Below are 14,659 nucleotides of genomic sequence, written 5' to 3'. Positions count from 1 at the left end.
GCAGATGACCAGCACGCACGGCGCCGACGCCGACAATTCCGCTTCCGGTAGAAGTGGTTCGGCTGCGCCGCAGGAGGATTCAGCCGACAACGACCTAGCGGGCACCCAGGCGGTCCGACCTGGGCACGAACCCGCGGCCGAGGAGAACATCGGACCGAACACCACCGCCGTCGACCGCGCTGCCGAAGAGGACGCCGCCGAAACCATCGGACCAGGCACCATCGCCGCCAACTTCAGCGTCGGCACACAGCGTCCACAGTCCCAGCCGAATTCGAATGCCACGATGCGGACCTCGGGCCGCAGTGGACGCACCGTCCGCTCGCGGCCGACAGTGCGCAAGCTCGGCGGAGGGCTGGTACCCATCCCGTCCATCGTGCCCGCCGATCCGCGCGACGCGGTGCTCACCGATCCGGTCGTCGCCGAGGCCAAGCGCTTCTGCTGGCGTTGCGGGAGCCCGGTCGGCCGGGCCACCGCGGTCCGGCCTGCGACGACGGCGGGGACCTGCCAAACCTGTGGCGCCACCTATGATTTCCGACCCTTGCTGTACCCGGGCGACGTGGTCTCGAGCCAGTACGAGGTCCAGGGCTGCATCGCCCACGGCGGGCTCGGCTGGATCTACCTGGCGATCGACCGCAATGTCAGCGACCGCTGGGTGGTGCTCAAGGGCCTGCTGCACACGGGCGATGCCGAGGCTCAGGCGGTGGCCGTGGCCGAGCGCCAATTCCTTGCCGAGGTTGCCCATCCCAGCATCGTCAAGATCCACAATTTCGTCGAGCACACCGGCCAGGACGGTGAGCCGGTCGGCTATATCGTCATGGAATACGTCGGCGGCAAGTCACTGCGCGACATCCTCGACACCTATCCGCGGCCACAGCGGATGCCGGTCGCCGAGGCCATCGCCTACTTGCTCGAGATCCTGCCCGCGCTGGACTACCTGCATTCCACCGGATTGACCTACAACGATCTCAAGCCCGACAACATCATGATCACCGAGGACCAGGTGAAACTGATCGATCTCGGTGCCGTCGCCACCATCGAAGCGTACGGAAATCTCTACGGCACCCGGGGGTTCCAGGCGCCGGAGATAGCAAAGACCGGGCCGACTGTGGCGTCGGACATCTACACCGTCGGGCGGACGCTTGCCGTGCTTACATTGAGCATGCCGATGGAGCAGGGCCGCTATCTGGATGGAATTCCAGACCCCGCAGCACATCCCGTCCTCGAACGCAACGAGTTCTTTCATCGGTTGCTGTTGTCGGCGACCGACCCCGACCCGAAGCGGCGCTTCCCCTCCGCTCGCGCCGTGTCCGCCCAGCTGGCGGGCGTGCTGCGCGAGATACTGGCTTCGGAGACCGGAACCGAGCATCCCCAGCTGTCCACGGTGTTCAGCCCGCAGCGTGCCAGTTTCGGCACCGAGGAGCTGATCAGTCAGACCGATGCCTACGCCGACGGCATCGGCCGCAGCAGTCGGTTGCCTGCGCGGGAAGTTGTTGCGGCCCTTCCTATTCCGCTCATCGATCCGGCGAACCCTTCCGCGCCGTTGCTCGCCGCCGCCGTGCGCCCCGATCCGCGGCAGGCGCTGGAAGCACTACGTGAAGCACGCGAGCGCGCCGAATCCGATCCCGAGAATGCGCCGGAGACTATCGATCTGGAGCTGACGCTCGCGCAGGCGCGGGCGCACCTCGAGCTCGGCGAGTCGGCCACTGTGCTGGATAAGCTGTCGCGGATACCCGCCGATCACGATTGGCGTATCGATTGGCACACCGGCCAGGCCCAGCTGCTGGAACACGATTACGAAAAGGCTTTCGCGAGTTTCGACGCGGTGCTGCAAGTGCTGCCTGGCGAAGTAGCGCCGAAGCTGGCGTTGGCGGCCACGGCGGAACTCGTACTGCAACAGTGGGATTCCGACGATCCTGACCAGTGGCGGGCCTATGCCGAGAAGTTCTACGACACGGTGTGGCGCACCGACCGCGCGGTGGTGAGCGCCGCCTTCGGCTTGGCCAGGCAACTGGCGACGGCGGGTCGGGTCACCGATGCGGTGCGCGCGCTCGACGAGGTCCCCACCGCGTCGCGGCACCACACCACCGCACGCCTGACCGCCGTGCTGCTGTTGCTCACCTCCGCGCCGGTGGGCGAACTCGAGGAAGCGACGCTGCACGTCGCGGCCTCCCGAATGCTTGCCATACCGAAGAGCGAAGGCCGAGCGGTCCAGATGCGCGTCCTTGTTCTCGGCGCGGCCCTGGCCTGGCTGCAATCGGGGAATACGCCCAAACGGCGGGACGCCACCCTGTTCGGCGCCCCCTTCACCGACCGCGACCTGCGCGAAGGCACCGAAGCCAACCTGCGGGCTCTGGCCCGCAGCGCACCGGGGCGAAACCATCGCTACGCCTTGGTCGACCTGGCGAACGCCATCCGAGCCAAGACCTGGGTCTAGCCACCACAAAGCCATGGTCTACCTCGCGATCGCCATGTCACGGTGATCGGCCCGCTCAACAAACCGATGGCCGGATCCATGGACCCGCTCTAGCATCGCGCTGGTGAAAGAAGGCCGCCGCCGAGTGCTTACAGTGGTTGCGCAGCAGTACCTTTGGACGACCTACCACCATCATGTAGACGGCTGCGAGGAAGTCCTGCGCCTGCGACAACTCGGGTCGGTGGCGGGCCTGACACTGGTATTCCGCCCCGATGGTGAGCGCCACGTCTCCGACGGCGGGCCGTCCGTGACCGGTGTCATCTGGATCGGCGACCGTTTCCTGAACCTGAACAAGCCCGGAGTGGTCCGCAGGTTCGTCGACGCCGCCATCGATGCGGGCTGGATGGCCGAGGCACACACAGTCGGCCGCCGCAATGGCTGGGACCTCTTCGACGATGCGTACACCAGCAATGTCAACGGCGCATCGACGCGTTAGGCACCGGACCGAGTTCTCGGACGCTCACTTACGTTTTGGTTCTTCCGATTCCGGTCTGAGGCCGGAAACGCGCGTACCGCGCTCTCCGCAGGCACGCTCGACCGAGAATTTCTCCAGCAATCCGAAATTTGTTGGGAGACAGCATGACCGAGCAAGCGATCCAATTGCCCACGGTGGGAGAGTCCACCTACGACACCTATGACCGAATTCGCGAGGGCGGCGAGGTCGTTCCTATCGAATTGCCAGGCGGGGTGCCCGCCTGGATCGCGACCAGCTACCGGGCTGTCAGCGAAGTCCTCGATGACAAGCTGTTCAGTAAGAGCGCCGCGCAGTGTCCCGCCCTGCACGACGGCACCATTCCGGCCGATTGGCCCATGCGCGCGCTCACCGATATCGACCACATGCTCAATAAGGACGGCCTCGACCACCGACGGCTGCGCAAGACCATCAGCCAGGCATTCACCCCGGCCAGGGTCGCCGCACTCGAACCGCGCATCGAGAAGATCGCCGCGAACTTGATCGCGAACTTTCCCAGTGATGACCGGATCGATCTGGTCTCGGCCTTCACCACGCCCTTCCCGGTTCGGGTGACCTGTGAACTGTTCGGCGTGCCGACAGCGGTACAGCCGCAGCTCAAAGACTGGACCACCACCCTCATCTCGCACACCAGCACTGGAGCAGAGGCGCAGAACGCGATGGCGGGCATGCTCGGCTACTTCGCCGAATTGCTGGAGACCAAACGGCGTGCGCCGGGTGACGATCTCACCACCGCACTGCTGCAAGCCAATACAGAGAACGAGCTGACCGACGACGAGCTGTGCAACATGCTCTGGATAGTGATCGTCGCCGGACACGAGACCACCGTGCACCTGCTGGGCAACGCCGTCGTCACGTTGTGCACCCATCCTGAACAACGGGCCAAGGCGCTCGTCGAGGACCGATGGGCCGATGTCGTAGAGGAAGTGCTGCGCTACAAGTCATCTGTGGTCGGTGCCCTCATGCGATACGCACGCCATGATGTGACGGTGGCGGGAGTCGACATTCCCGCGGGCAGCATGATGATGTGGTACGGCGGAGTAGGCAGGGACGCGCGGCACTACCCGGGTGCCGGTAGGTTCGACATCGACCACGACCACCGGGACCAGTTGGCGTTCGGTCGCGGCCCACACTTCTGTCTCGGTGCCCCACTGGCCCGACTGGAGAGCCGCATCGCACTTTCCATGCTGTTCAATCGCTTTCCGCGGTTGAGCCTCGCGACCGATCCGGCGGATATCGAGTACGCCCCGCAGATCAGCACCAACGGACCACTCGAGCTTCCGGTGCGGCTCGATTCCGCGACCTAGGCGATGTCGACCGGATGCCGGCTTGCGCATCCGGCTCGAGCGGCTCCGGTCACTGCGCCGGTACACCGCCGCGCTCGGTGGGTTCGGCGGGTTCGGCCAGCCTGCGGCGTCGGAAATCGCGTGGTGTCTCGCCGAACCGCGCTTTGAACGCCGTGGAGAACCAGGCGGGGGTGAAGCCACTGCGGATGGCCAGGTCGCGGATGGGCACTTCCTCCATTGTCGGGTCCTCGAGCAGGTCTCGGGCGGCACGCAGCGCCTCGTCCCGACGCACATCACGGAACGTGGTACCCGACTGGTGCAGGACCGTTCGCAGCTGCCGTGCCGACCATCCCAGTGCCTGCGCCACCGCGGGTAACCGCACGTCACCATGGCCGACGTTCGCCCGCACATATCGCCGAACATGTTCGGCGATCTGCGCGTGCTGGGCCCGCTGCGGATGGGTGTCTCCGAGTGAGATCAACGACAGCAGCTCGGCGATTCGATCGCAGACCGCGTTGAACTCACGGTCGGACAGGTTCGACTGTTCGGCGTGCGCGCTACGGATCATGGCCTGGGTGATGCGGCCGAGGCCGGAGTTCAGGTCGAGCACCCTGGCACCCGGGCCGGAAGACCCCACTCGATGGTCGATCTCGGTGCGTGGCACCTGGAATGCGTACGCCGACAATTCCGGAATGTGCAGCTGGCACACGTCATCGAGGGCGGTCAACGCGGCATGACCGGGATGCGTCCACGTCACCTCATCCCGATAACGGACCGAGTACAAGCCTTGTTCGGGGAGGACGACCCAGTAGAAGTCGTCGCAGGGACCGCGGCGGATGTGTGTTCGCGTTCGGTAGGAGGTGCTGGTGCCACGCTGCTCCCAGCGCAACAACCGATAGACCGTCGACTCCTGAACCGTCAGCCCCGAATGCCAGCGCTCGGGGTCGCGGTACTGATAGTCCATCCCGACGAAGCTGTTGGCGACCGTCGTCCACGACTGCGAATCGCTCGCCGTCACGCGATAGCACTTCATGGTGACCACCCTCGCCGTCAGCTCACGGATATCGTATTGTCCACCGGCACAATATGTCTGCACCTCCGTGATAACGCCCGACCCGTCGCCGTGTGCGGCCGCCGACTTGCCGTTTCCCATTACGCGTGAACTGGCGCCGCACGCCGGCGGGCACCGATGGGGAGTCGGTGTTCGCCGCAGTCGGTGTTCGCCGCAGTCGGTGTTCGCCGCAGTCGGTGCGCGACCACTGCTCGCCACACGAGGACGCTGAGCCGGACATCGCGTCGGCGGCTCGGCAATACCGGCACACGCTCCCGCACCACCGGCCCTGCATGGCCGAATCCGCCGGAAACTCACGCCGGCCACAACTGACGATAGTTTCGGACGCGCACCAAGAAAGAACCCGGCCGGAGGGAAGACCGGCCGGGTCGGATCTGTCGGAAGAGTCGGCCCACCGAAACTCCGGGATCCACGTGCAGTCGGCACGCTCCGGGGGCAGCCGGAGCGAGCAATTCGGGAGGGGCGAGGGCATCGCTGACCCGAGAGCACGCGGATCGGTTCACCCGGGATCTCGGTGGGCCGACGAACTGATCCGATACCGATACTGGCGTATCGACCATGAGGAATTCGTGAAGGTTTCTAGACCTGTTCGGCGGCCACCACGCGCCGCGCCGCGCGAGCGATCGCCAATTCCTCATTGGTCGGCACGACCAGCACGGCCACCTCGGCTCCTGATGCCGAAATATGCCGGGCGGTACGGTCTTTCGCCGTGTTGAGCGCGGGATCGACCGCGATGCCGAAGCGGGAGAGCTCGGCAAGGGCGTCGGCACGGACCTGTGGGCTGTTCTCCCCGACACCGGCGGTGAAGGTGATGGCGTCGAGGTGACCCAGCTGCACCAAGTACGCGCCGAGGTAGCGGCGCAGTCGGTGGATGTATACGTCGTAGGCGAGCTTCGCGGCGGCGTCACCCTGATCGATGAGCCGTTGCAGCTCACGGAAGTCATTGACGCCCGAGAGCCCCTTGAGGCCCGAGTTCCGGTTCAGGAGCTCCTCGACCTGGTCGATAGTCAGATCTGCCGAGCGCATGAGGTGCGGCACGATGCCCGGGTCGAGATCACCGGACCTGGTGCCCATCACCAAGCCTTCCAGCGGGGTCAGACCCATCGTGGTGTCGACCGGATGGCCGCCCTTGATCGCCGAGGCCGAAGCGCCGTTACCCAGGTGGAAAACAATCTGATTCAGGTCGGCGGGATCGCGGCCGAGCAGCTCCGCGACCCGCCCCGAAACGTATTCATGCGAAGTGCCATGAAAGCCGTATTTCCGAATACCCTGCGCGGCAGCGACTTTCGCATCGATCGCGTAAGTCTTCGCGGCATCGGGCAGGCCGTGGAAGAACGCGGTGTCGAACACCGCGACCTGCGGCACCCCCGGCAGTAGCTTCCTGGCACTTTCGATACCCGCCACGTTGGCCGGATTATGCAGCGGCGCAAGCGAAGACAACGTCGAAATCGCGGCCACCACCGCATCATCGATCAGCGTCGGGCGGTAGAACACCTCGCCGCCGTGTACCACTCGATGCCCGACCGCATGCACACCCTCGCTCGCCAGATCGCGTCCGGTCTCGGCGAACATCTCGAAGACCAGTCGCAGTCCGGCGGTGTGATCGGCGACCGGCTCATGCCGCTGGATGGTTATCCCCTCGGCACGATGCTCGATCCCGGCGTTCGCCTCGCCGATTCGATCGACCAGGCCCGAAGCCGCGACCGAGCTCGACTCCGGGTCCAGCAGCTGGTATTTGATCGACGATGAGCCGGAATTGATCACCAGCACCAGACCATCGGCACGTTCGCTGCTCATGACGCCTCCTGTGTCCCGGGAGAGTTCACATCGCCTCCGGGGTCCTGCGGTGCTCTCGCACACCCCCAGCAACCACGATTACGACGCGAATGTTCCACATTGCCCCTGTGCCGCAGGACACCCCGTCACTCTCCGTGCGCCTGAATTGCGGTGATCGCCACGGTGTTGACAATGTCGGCGACCAAAGCGCCGCGGGACAGATCGTTGACCGGCTTGCGCAGCCCCTGCAGCACGGGGCCGATGGCGATCGCGCCCGCACTGCGCTGCACCGCCTTGTAGGTGTTGTTGCCGGTATTGAGGTCGGGAAACACGAATACCGTTGCGCGGCCCGCCACCTCGGAATCGGGCAGCTTGGTGGTGGCGACGGTCGGCTCGATCGCCGCGTCGTATTGAATCGGGCCCTCCACCAGCAGTTCGGGCGCACGCTCGCGGACCAGCTTGGTCGCGACCCGCACCTTGTCCACATCGGCGCCGCTGCCCGATTCGCCGGTCGAGTAGGACAGCATGGCCACCCGTGGCGCGATGCCGAACCTGGCCGCGGTGCCCGCCGAGGAGATCGCGATATCGGCAAGCTGCTCCGAGGTCGGATCGGGGACCACCGCGCAGTCGCCGTAGGCGAGCACCCGGTCGGCGAGGCACATCAGGAACACGCTGGACACGGTGGCGACGCCGGGCGTGGTCTTGATGATCTCGAACGACGGCCGGATGGTGTGCGCCGTGGTGTGCGCGGCACCGGACACCATGCCATCGGCAATGCCCTTGTGGACCATCATGGTGCCGAAATACGAGATGTCGGTCATGGTTTCGCGGGCGCGCTCGACAGTCATACCCTTGTGTGCGCGCAGCTTCACGTACTCCGCGGCGAAATCGTCCAGATATCCCGAGGTGGCGGGATCGAGCACCTGCGCGGCGGCGATGTCGACACCCAGTTCGGCGGCCCGGGCCCGGATGGCCCCTTCGTCACCGAGAATGATCAGGTCGGCGATCTTGCGCTGCAGCACCCGACCCGCGGCACGCAGAATGCGGTCGTCGTCACCCTCGGGCAGCACGATGCGCTTGCGATCCGCACGCGCCCGCTCGATGAGCTGATACTCGAACATCTGCGGAGTCACCACCGAGCTGGGCGGAACGTCGATGCGCCGCAACAACTCCGTGTCGTCGACCCGCTGTTCCATCAGCGCGAGGGCGGTGTCGACTTTGCTCGGGCTGCCCGCCGACATCCGGCCGCGGGTGCGGTAGGCGGCGCTGGCCGTGTCGTAGGTGCCGAGCTCGGTGGTGAGGATCGGCAGCTTCGGCTTGAGACCGGTCATCAGGCGCGCGACCGCGGGATGCGGACGCATGCCGCCGTTCATGATGATGCCCGACAACGACGGAAAGCCTTCCGCCTCATGGGCATTCACCACACTGAGCAGCACGTCGGAGCGGTCGCCCGGCGCGATGACCACGACGCCGTCGACCAGCCGCTCCAGAATGTGTTCGGCCGTCATGCCGCCGACCATGACCGTCAGCGCCTCGCGCTGCAGCAATTCTTGGTCGCCGCTGTACATCTCGCCGTCGATGGCGGTGCACAGCTCGGCCATGGTGGGCGCGATCAGCAACGGCACTTCCGGCAGCGTCCAGGACGGCACATCGAAGCCCTGCAAGGCCGAGCGCACTTCGTCGAGCCGATCCGGATCGCAGCGGTTGGCGATGATCGCGACCAGCTGCGCGTGCTCGAGGGCCAGTTCGCTCGCGCACAGCTCGGCCAGATGCCGGACCTCCTCCGGCGTGCGGCCGCAGCCGCGCACCACCAGCAGTACCGGAGCGCCGAGGTTCACCGCGATCCTGGCGTTGAAACGCAGCTCGCTGGGGCTGGCCACGTCGGTGTAGTCGCTGCCGACGATCACCACCGCATCGCACACCTTGGCGACCTCGTGGAAGCGCATCACGATCTCGCTGATCGCGGCATCGGGATCGGCGTGCACCTGGTCGTAGGTGACGCCGGTGGCCTGCGCGTAGTCGATATCGGCTGTGCTGTGTTCGAGCAGCAGTTCGAGAATGTAATCCGGCTCGGTGCTAGAGCGGGTGATCGGCCGGAACACCCCGACCCGAGCGGTGGTCGCGCACAGCATCTGGAGCATCCCGAGCGCCACCGTCGATTTTCCGGTGTCACCCTCCGGAGACGCGATGTACACAGCGGATGGAGCAGATTCGGCCATGCCCGAAGCTTAGTAAACAGATGGCAACCACAACCGGGTGGCGAGACCGTGATCACGGTTGAAATCGCGAGCTCCGTCCTCGGACTCGTGTTCGAGCGCGACGAACTCTGATCGCCACAGCCGGACGAAGTCCGTCCCAGCTGTACCCGAGCGAGCGGGAGGCGAATGCGTCACCTGATCGACGGCGGCCGGACGAAGCACGTCCCCAGCCGAGCGCACGCGAGGACGTCACCTGTCCGGCGCAGGCGGACGAAGCCCGCACCCAAGCGTTACCCCGACGCGCGAAGGCGAGAACGTCACCTGATCGACGGCAGCCGGACGAAGCCTGTCCCTGGACGTGCCCGGACGAGCGAAGGCGAAGGCGTCACCTATAGTCCGGACATGGCTGAGCAGTTCCCGGACCGGCAATGGGGTTCGCGCACCAATGTTCTTTCCCGCGCGGCGAATAAGTTCGCGGCAACCAAGCCTGGTTCGTGGTTCATCCGAAAGATCACGCCGCTGGATCGGGCACTGCTCGAGCGCACCGACGCCAAGTACACCGTGCTCGGCCCGATCGGTGCCCCCGTCATCCTGCTGACAAGCATCGGCCGCAAGTCCGGTGAGCCGCGCACCCAGCCGCTGCTCTATGTGCACGACGGCGACACGTTGTACGTGATCGGCAGCAACTTCGGCCAGGCCAAGCACCCGGCCTGGACCGCCAATCTGCTGGCGAACCCGCGGGCCACTGTCGCCATCGCGGGTGAACGCATACCGGTCGAGGCCACCCTGGTGGCCGCCGAGGATAAAGACGCCGTCTTCGCCCGCTTCGTCGAAATCACCGGCGCCTACGACACCTACCGCTCCCGCACCACCCGCGACCTGCGCATCTTCGCCCTCCACCGCGCCTGAGACGCGCCCCGCCCATAGGTCTTTCGCCGGGCGCAGTCCCTCGAAATACTTGGCGGTGTGGTGGCGGTCCATGCGATTGCCGCCACCACGCCTCGAATTCCGCTAGCCGCCGAAGCTACCGGTTGCGGGCTTGGCGGCGGGAACGGTGACAGTGACCGTCTCCGACAATTCGAACTCCGCGCCGTTCACGCAGCCACCCCGGGCCGTGATCGTCGTCCCGGGCTCGAGACCTTCCAACGATGTCTTGATCGTCTGGCCGGGGTTGGCCAGCGACTCCGGGCGGGAGCCGCCGAAGAATACGTGGTTGTTCTCGGGGCCGACTCCGGCCTCCGCCCAGCACTGACCCCGGTCGTTCGTATTGTGCAGCGTCGCCGTCACTGTCCCGGTTCCGGTGCCCGCGAAGGTGACCTCAGGCGCGTTGAATGGTGTCGCGGCACCCGCGGTCACGGGGGCAAACGCCACAGCCGCAGCGGACGCGGCCAAGAGGATAGCTCCATTGATTCGTCTGTTCATCACATGACCGGATCATTCCCTGGAACAGCTTTCAACACAACACAATTCGCCCACCAGAGCTGGGGACCGCTAATACACACAACCGTGCGGGCGACGAGACATGGCCACGGTGACTGTCTCGAGTGCCGCGTGGCCATGTTCGATTGTCAGCCGAGCGCGCGCAGGCGGGGGGCCAGGTCGCGCTGGAAGAGGTCGAGGAAGCGGCGCTGGTCGTGGCCGGGTGCGTGAAAGACCAGGTGGTTGAGGCCCGCGTCCAGGTAGGGCTTGATGAGGTCGACGGCCTGGTCGGGGTCGCTCGCGACGATCCAGCGCTTGGCGATCTGGTCGATGGGGAGGGCGTCGGCGGCGGCCTCCATTTCGATCGGGTCGGTAATGCTGTGCTTCTGCTCAGGGGTCAGCGACAGCGGGGCCCAGAAGCGGGTGTTCTCCAGGGCCAGTTCGGGATCGGTGTCGTAGGAGATCTTGATTTCGATCATCCGGTCGATGTCCTCGACGGTGCGCCCTGCCTTCGCGGCACCCTCGGCGACGGCGGGCATCAGCTTCTCGGTGTACAGATCCATGCCCTTACCGGAGGTGCAGATGAAACCGTCACCGGCGCGACCCGCGTACCGGGCCACCAATGGGCCACCCGCAGCGATGTAGACGGGGATACCGCCCTTGGGGACGTCATAGATCGAGGCGCCGACGGTGCGGTAGTACTGACCGTCGAAGTCGGTGCGCTCACCGGTCCACAGTGCGCGCATCAGGTCGACCGATTCGCGCAGGCGGGCGAAACGCTCCTTGAATTCCGGCCATTCGCCGGTGAACCCGGTGGCGATCTCGTTGAGTGCCTCACCGGAGCCGACGCCGAGCATGATCCGGTCCGGATACAGACAGCCCATGGTGGCGAAGGCCTGCGCGATCACCGCGGGGTTGTAGCGGAAGGTCGGGGTGAGCACCGAGGTGCCGAGCTGGATGCGCTGGGTGCGTTCGCCGACCGCGGCCATCCAGGCCAGCGAGAACGGCGCGTGCCCGCCCTTGTGCCGCCACGGCTGGAAGTGGTCGCTCACGGTGGCACTGTCGAGCCCGTGTTCCTCGGCGAGCACCGCGATCTCGACCAACTCCCGAGGTCCGAACTGCTCTGCCGATGCCTTGTACCCGAGCTTGAGCTCACCCATGTGCGCCACTCCTGTCGCTTAGCTGCCACGGTTCGTGTGCGGGCGTTCCCGCACCCCGTTTCGGCCGTATCAACGCTTCATCGTGTCGCGATAATCCGCGTCGCGGCGCGACGCCGCACGACAGTCCTCCGCGTTTCAGACGGCCGTCCTCGACCATAGTCAGCCACCACCCCTGATGTGTGCAGGGTCGCACCGAGTCGACCCCTGCCCGCGATTACCTGGAACAGCTGGCTGCTCCGCCTTCCCACAACCCCGACGCAAACAGCTGCTCCGCCTTCCCCCAACCCAGCGAGAGCAGGCAACGAAGTTCGTCCGGCCGCGCCATGGTGGACAATTGACCGGTGACCGCCATTGACGAGCCCATCCTGTCCTATCTCACCGATATGGACGGCGTGCTGGTGCACGAGGACCACATGATCCCGGGCGCGGACAAGTTCCTGGCAGAGCTGCGGTCCAACGAGATCCCGTTCCTGGTGCTCACCAACAACTCGATCCGTACCCCGCGTGACCTCCAAGCCCGGCTGCGCCACACCGGATTGGACATCCCGGAGGAGGCCATCTGGACCTCCGCCCTCGCCACCGCCACTTTCCTCAACGACCAGCGCCCGAACGGAACCGCCTATGTCGTCGGCGAATCCGGGCTCACCACGGCGCTGCACGAGATCGGCTACGTGCTGACCGACAGCGATCCCGACTATGTCGTGCTCGGCGAGACCCGCACGTACTCCTTCGAGGCGATCACCACCGCCATCCGCCTTGTCGACCGCGGCGCCCGGTTCATCGCCACCAACCCGGACCCGACCGGCCCCTCCCGCGACGGCCTGCTGCCTGCCACCGGTTCGGTCGCCGCCCTGATCACCCGCGCGACGGGCCGCGACCCCTACTACGTCGGCAAGCCGAATTCGCTGATGATGCGGTCGGCCCTGCGGCGCATCGGCGCACACTCCCAGTCCACCGTGATGATCGGCGACCGCATGGATACCGACGTCATCTCCGGCCTCGAGGCGGGCATGCGCACTGTCCTCGTCACCACCGGTATCTCCACCCGCGCCTCGGTAGAGCAATTCCCCTACCGCCCGACCCTGGTCGTCGATTCGGTCGCGGACCTCGTCGGCCGCACCAGGACACCGTTCACCGACTGACCACTCGGAACGACCGTCGCTGGATCAGACGCGCTGCGCAGCAATATTCTTCGTGGATCCCGCAAGGTCACCTTCGCCAACGACGGCGGCGATCGCGAGTGCGATGCGTTCAGTGTTATCTGTTCCGCCCACAACAGACACGTTGCGGTCCTTCAGCTTTCGAAGAAGCCGCCGCGCTCGGCCCAAGACCGAACAGTGATGACTGTCCGTGGCACTCGGTCCTCCCGTTGCCGAACCACGACACGTGGAGCGCGTACCGACAATGTTCGACGAGCCGAGTAGATCAATCCGATCCGACAGCCCGCCAGGCGCGAATTGCCGCTGAAAAGTGCTGGGGCTCAGCTGAATTCGGCCGCGACTTGGTCCTGCCGGAATACACCGACCGCCGCCACCTGCCGGTGTCATGGTTGGTCGGTACAGTGAGCTCGACCGCTATCCAGGCTGTACCAGGAGGCATTCGGTGAATGCGAAATCTTTCGTGAACGGTTTCAACGCGGTGATGCTGACCTTGACGAATGCACCCGTGGTGGGGTCGCTCATGCGCAAGAGCTTCGTCGAGATCAGTTACGTGGGCCGCCGTTCGGGCAAAACCTTCAGCACGCCCGTGAACTACCGCCGTTCCGGCGATTCGGTCGTCATCGGGGTTGCCCTCCCCGATCGAAAGAGTTGGTGGCGCAACTTCACCGATGAAGGCGGCCCGATCACGCTGCACCTCGAGGGCGGCGACCGGCGTGGTCACGCGCTCGCGCATCGTGACGAGCGCGGGCGGGTCACGGTGCGTGTACGCCTGGACGATTCGACCGCAACCCCGAGCACCGGCGTGGACGGCGACTGAGCGCCAGGGCCGAGGGCGTGGACCGATTCGGTGGTGTGGCGGTGCCCGCTGAGCGGGCACCGCATCCGTCGTGACGGTCTATGCGATGCGTAGGGCTCGAATTCGCGCATAGGTAGGGATGGCATTGCCGGGCGAGACAACCGGTTTCCGTTGATCGCACGTCCGGCCGCCTTGCCCGCGACTTCCCCCGCCGCACGTGCGGGGGGACCTCAGTTCAGACCGCGCTCGATCTCATGGTGATCGCAGATGAACCCGATATCGACGCCGAAGCCGAGTGCGCTTCGCCGAACGCGAAGGGCGCCGCCGTCCAGACGGTGTCCCATGCGGCCGCACCACCCATCGAGGTGCGTGCACAGGACGGGCGATCAGGTCTACTCGTCGGCAATCGTGTCCAGCGCCGCTGACAGTTCGGTCAACACATCCACGGCCAGGGCGAGCCGGTCGGGGCCGAGTTCGGTCGCGAGGCGCTGGGCGACGACGGCATGTTGCGGGTTGATGCGTTCGATGGCACCTCGGCCCGCTTCGGTGATCGCGACCAGTTTCGCGCGGCGGTGGGCGGGGTTCGGGTGGTATTCGGCGAGTCCCTTGTCCACCAACAGGTCCGCGATACGCTGCACGCTCTGGCGGGTAATGCCCATCGCCCTGGCGATGCCCGCCACCGGAAGCGGTTCGCGCAGCACTGCTCCGAGCACTTGCCACCAGGCCGCGGTAATGCCGGCGGGCTGGGCGAGTTCCTCCGCGATCGTGAGGAATTGGCCGTTGAGCCGGAACGAGGTGATGGCGGCGATGCTGAAGAGCTCCTGCTCGGGCGTGTCACTCATGCCGA

General features: G+C 65.9%; 12 protein-coding genes. 6 read left to right on the top strand and 6 right to left on the bottom strand.

What is annotated here, in order from left to right; translation table 11 throughout:
* The first annotated feature begins 4 nt into the window (after positions 1 to 4).
* The 3 genes from AB0M74_RS15545 (at position 5) to AB0M74_RS15535 (ending at position 4,252) form a co-directional block, all read left to right on the top strand.
* On the top strand, positions 5 to 2,434 hold the full coding sequence (locus tag AB0M74_RS15545; RefSeq protein WP_364907073.1) for a serine/threonine-protein kinase PknG: 2,430 nt from the start codon (positions 5 to 7) through the stop codon (positions 2,432 to 2,434).
* Between the two features lie 103 nt (positions 2,435 to 2,537).
* Positions 2,538 to 2,909 (top strand): hypothetical protein, encoded by a 372-nt coding sequence (locus AB0M74_RS15540; RefSeq protein WP_364907070.1) that lies wholly within the window; start codon positions 2,538 to 2,540, stop codon positions 2,907 to 2,909.
* Positions 2,910 to 3,052: 143 nt separating this feature from the next.
* Positions 3,053 to 4,252, top strand: a complete 1,200-nt coding sequence (locus AB0M74_RS15535) for a cytochrome P450 (RefSeq protein ID WP_364907067.1) — start codon at positions 3,053 to 3,055, stop codon at positions 4,250 to 4,252.
* Between the two features lie 49 nt (positions 4,253 to 4,301).
* Here AB0M74_RS15535 and AB0M74_RS15530 read toward each other — a convergent pair whose 3' ends face one another.
* From AB0M74_RS15530 to pta, 3 genes are all read right to left on the bottom strand, one after another.
* Positions 4,302 to 5,264, bottom strand: coding sequence for an AraC family transcriptional regulator (locus AB0M74_RS15530; RefSeq protein WP_364907064.1), 963 nt, complete (start codon positions 5,262 to 5,264; stop codon positions 4,302 to 4,304).
* A 618-nt stretch (positions 5,265 to 5,882) separates the two neighbouring features.
* Positions 5,883 to 7,100, bottom strand: a complete 1,218-nt coding sequence (locus tag AB0M74_RS15525; RefSeq protein WP_364907061.1) for an acetate kinase — start codon at positions 7,098 to 7,100, stop codon at positions 5,883 to 5,885.
* 125 nt (positions 7,101 to 7,225) lie between these two features.
* Positions 7,226 to 9,298 (bottom strand): phosphate acetyltransferase, encoded by a 2,073-nt coding sequence (gene pta, locus AB0M74_RS15520; RefSeq protein ID WP_364907058.1) that lies wholly within the window; start codon positions 9,296 to 9,298, stop codon positions 7,226 to 7,228.
* A 381-nt stretch (positions 9,299 to 9,679) separates the two neighbouring features.
* Between pta and AB0M74_RS15515 the strand changes: the two genes are divergently transcribed.
* Positions 9,680 to 10,186: a nitroreductase family deazaflavin-dependent oxidoreductase gene (locus tag AB0M74_RS15515; protein WP_364907055.1), complete on the top strand. Its 507-nt coding sequence runs from the start codon at positions 9,680 to 9,682 to the stop codon at positions 10,184 to 10,186.
* Positions 10,187 to 10,288: 102 nt separating this feature from the next.
* On the opposite strand, the gene AB0M74_RS15510 is transcribed toward AB0M74_RS15515, so the two are convergent.
* Both AB0M74_RS15510 and fgd read right to left on the bottom strand, forming a co-directional pair.
* A complete protein-coding gene (locus AB0M74_RS15510; RefSeq protein WP_364907052.1) occupies positions 10,289 to 10,699 on the bottom strand; it encodes a hypothetical protein in 411 nt (136 codons plus the stop codon).
* A gap of 146 nt (positions 10,700 to 10,845) precedes the next feature.
* Positions 10,846 to 11,856, bottom strand: coding sequence for a glucose-6-phosphate dehydrogenase (coenzyme-F420) (gene fgd, locus AB0M74_RS15505; RefSeq protein ID WP_364907049.1), 1,011 nt, complete (start codon positions 11,854 to 11,856; stop codon positions 10,846 to 10,848).
* Between the two features lie 341 nt (positions 11,857 to 12,197).
* Between fgd and AB0M74_RS15500 the strand changes: the two genes are divergently transcribed.
* Complete coding sequence (locus AB0M74_RS15500; RefSeq protein WP_364907047.1) at positions 12,198 to 12,998, top strand: HAD-IIA family hydrolase; 801 nt, start codon at positions 12,198 to 12,200, stop codon at positions 12,996 to 12,998.
* Positions 12,999 to 13,497: 499 nt separating this feature from the next.
* Positions 13,498 to 13,833 carry a hypothetical protein gene (locus tag AB0M74_RS15495; RefSeq protein ID WP_364907157.1) on the top strand — a complete coding sequence of 112 codons (336 nt, stop codon included), beginning with the start codon at positions 13,498 to 13,500 and terminating at the stop codon, positions 13,831 to 13,833.
* A gap of 371 nt (positions 13,834 to 14,204) precedes the next feature.
* Here the strand turns inward: AB0M74_RS15495 and AB0M74_RS15490 are convergent, their stop codons facing one another.
* On the bottom strand, positions 14,205 to 14,654 hold the full coding sequence (locus AB0M74_RS15490) for a MarR family transcriptional regulator (protein WP_364907044.1): 450 nt from the start codon (positions 14,652 to 14,654) through the stop codon (positions 14,205 to 14,207).
* Positions 14,655 to 14,659: the final 5 nt, after the last annotated feature.

The sequence above is a fragment of the Nocardia sp. NPDC051463 genome, from assembly GCF_040681975.1.
GTDB lineage: Bacteria > Actinomycetota > Actinomycetes > Mycobacteriales > Mycobacteriaceae > Nocardia.
Note: the sequence above shows the minus strand (reverse complement) of the source record. Positions and strands in the feature narration are given on the sequence as shown.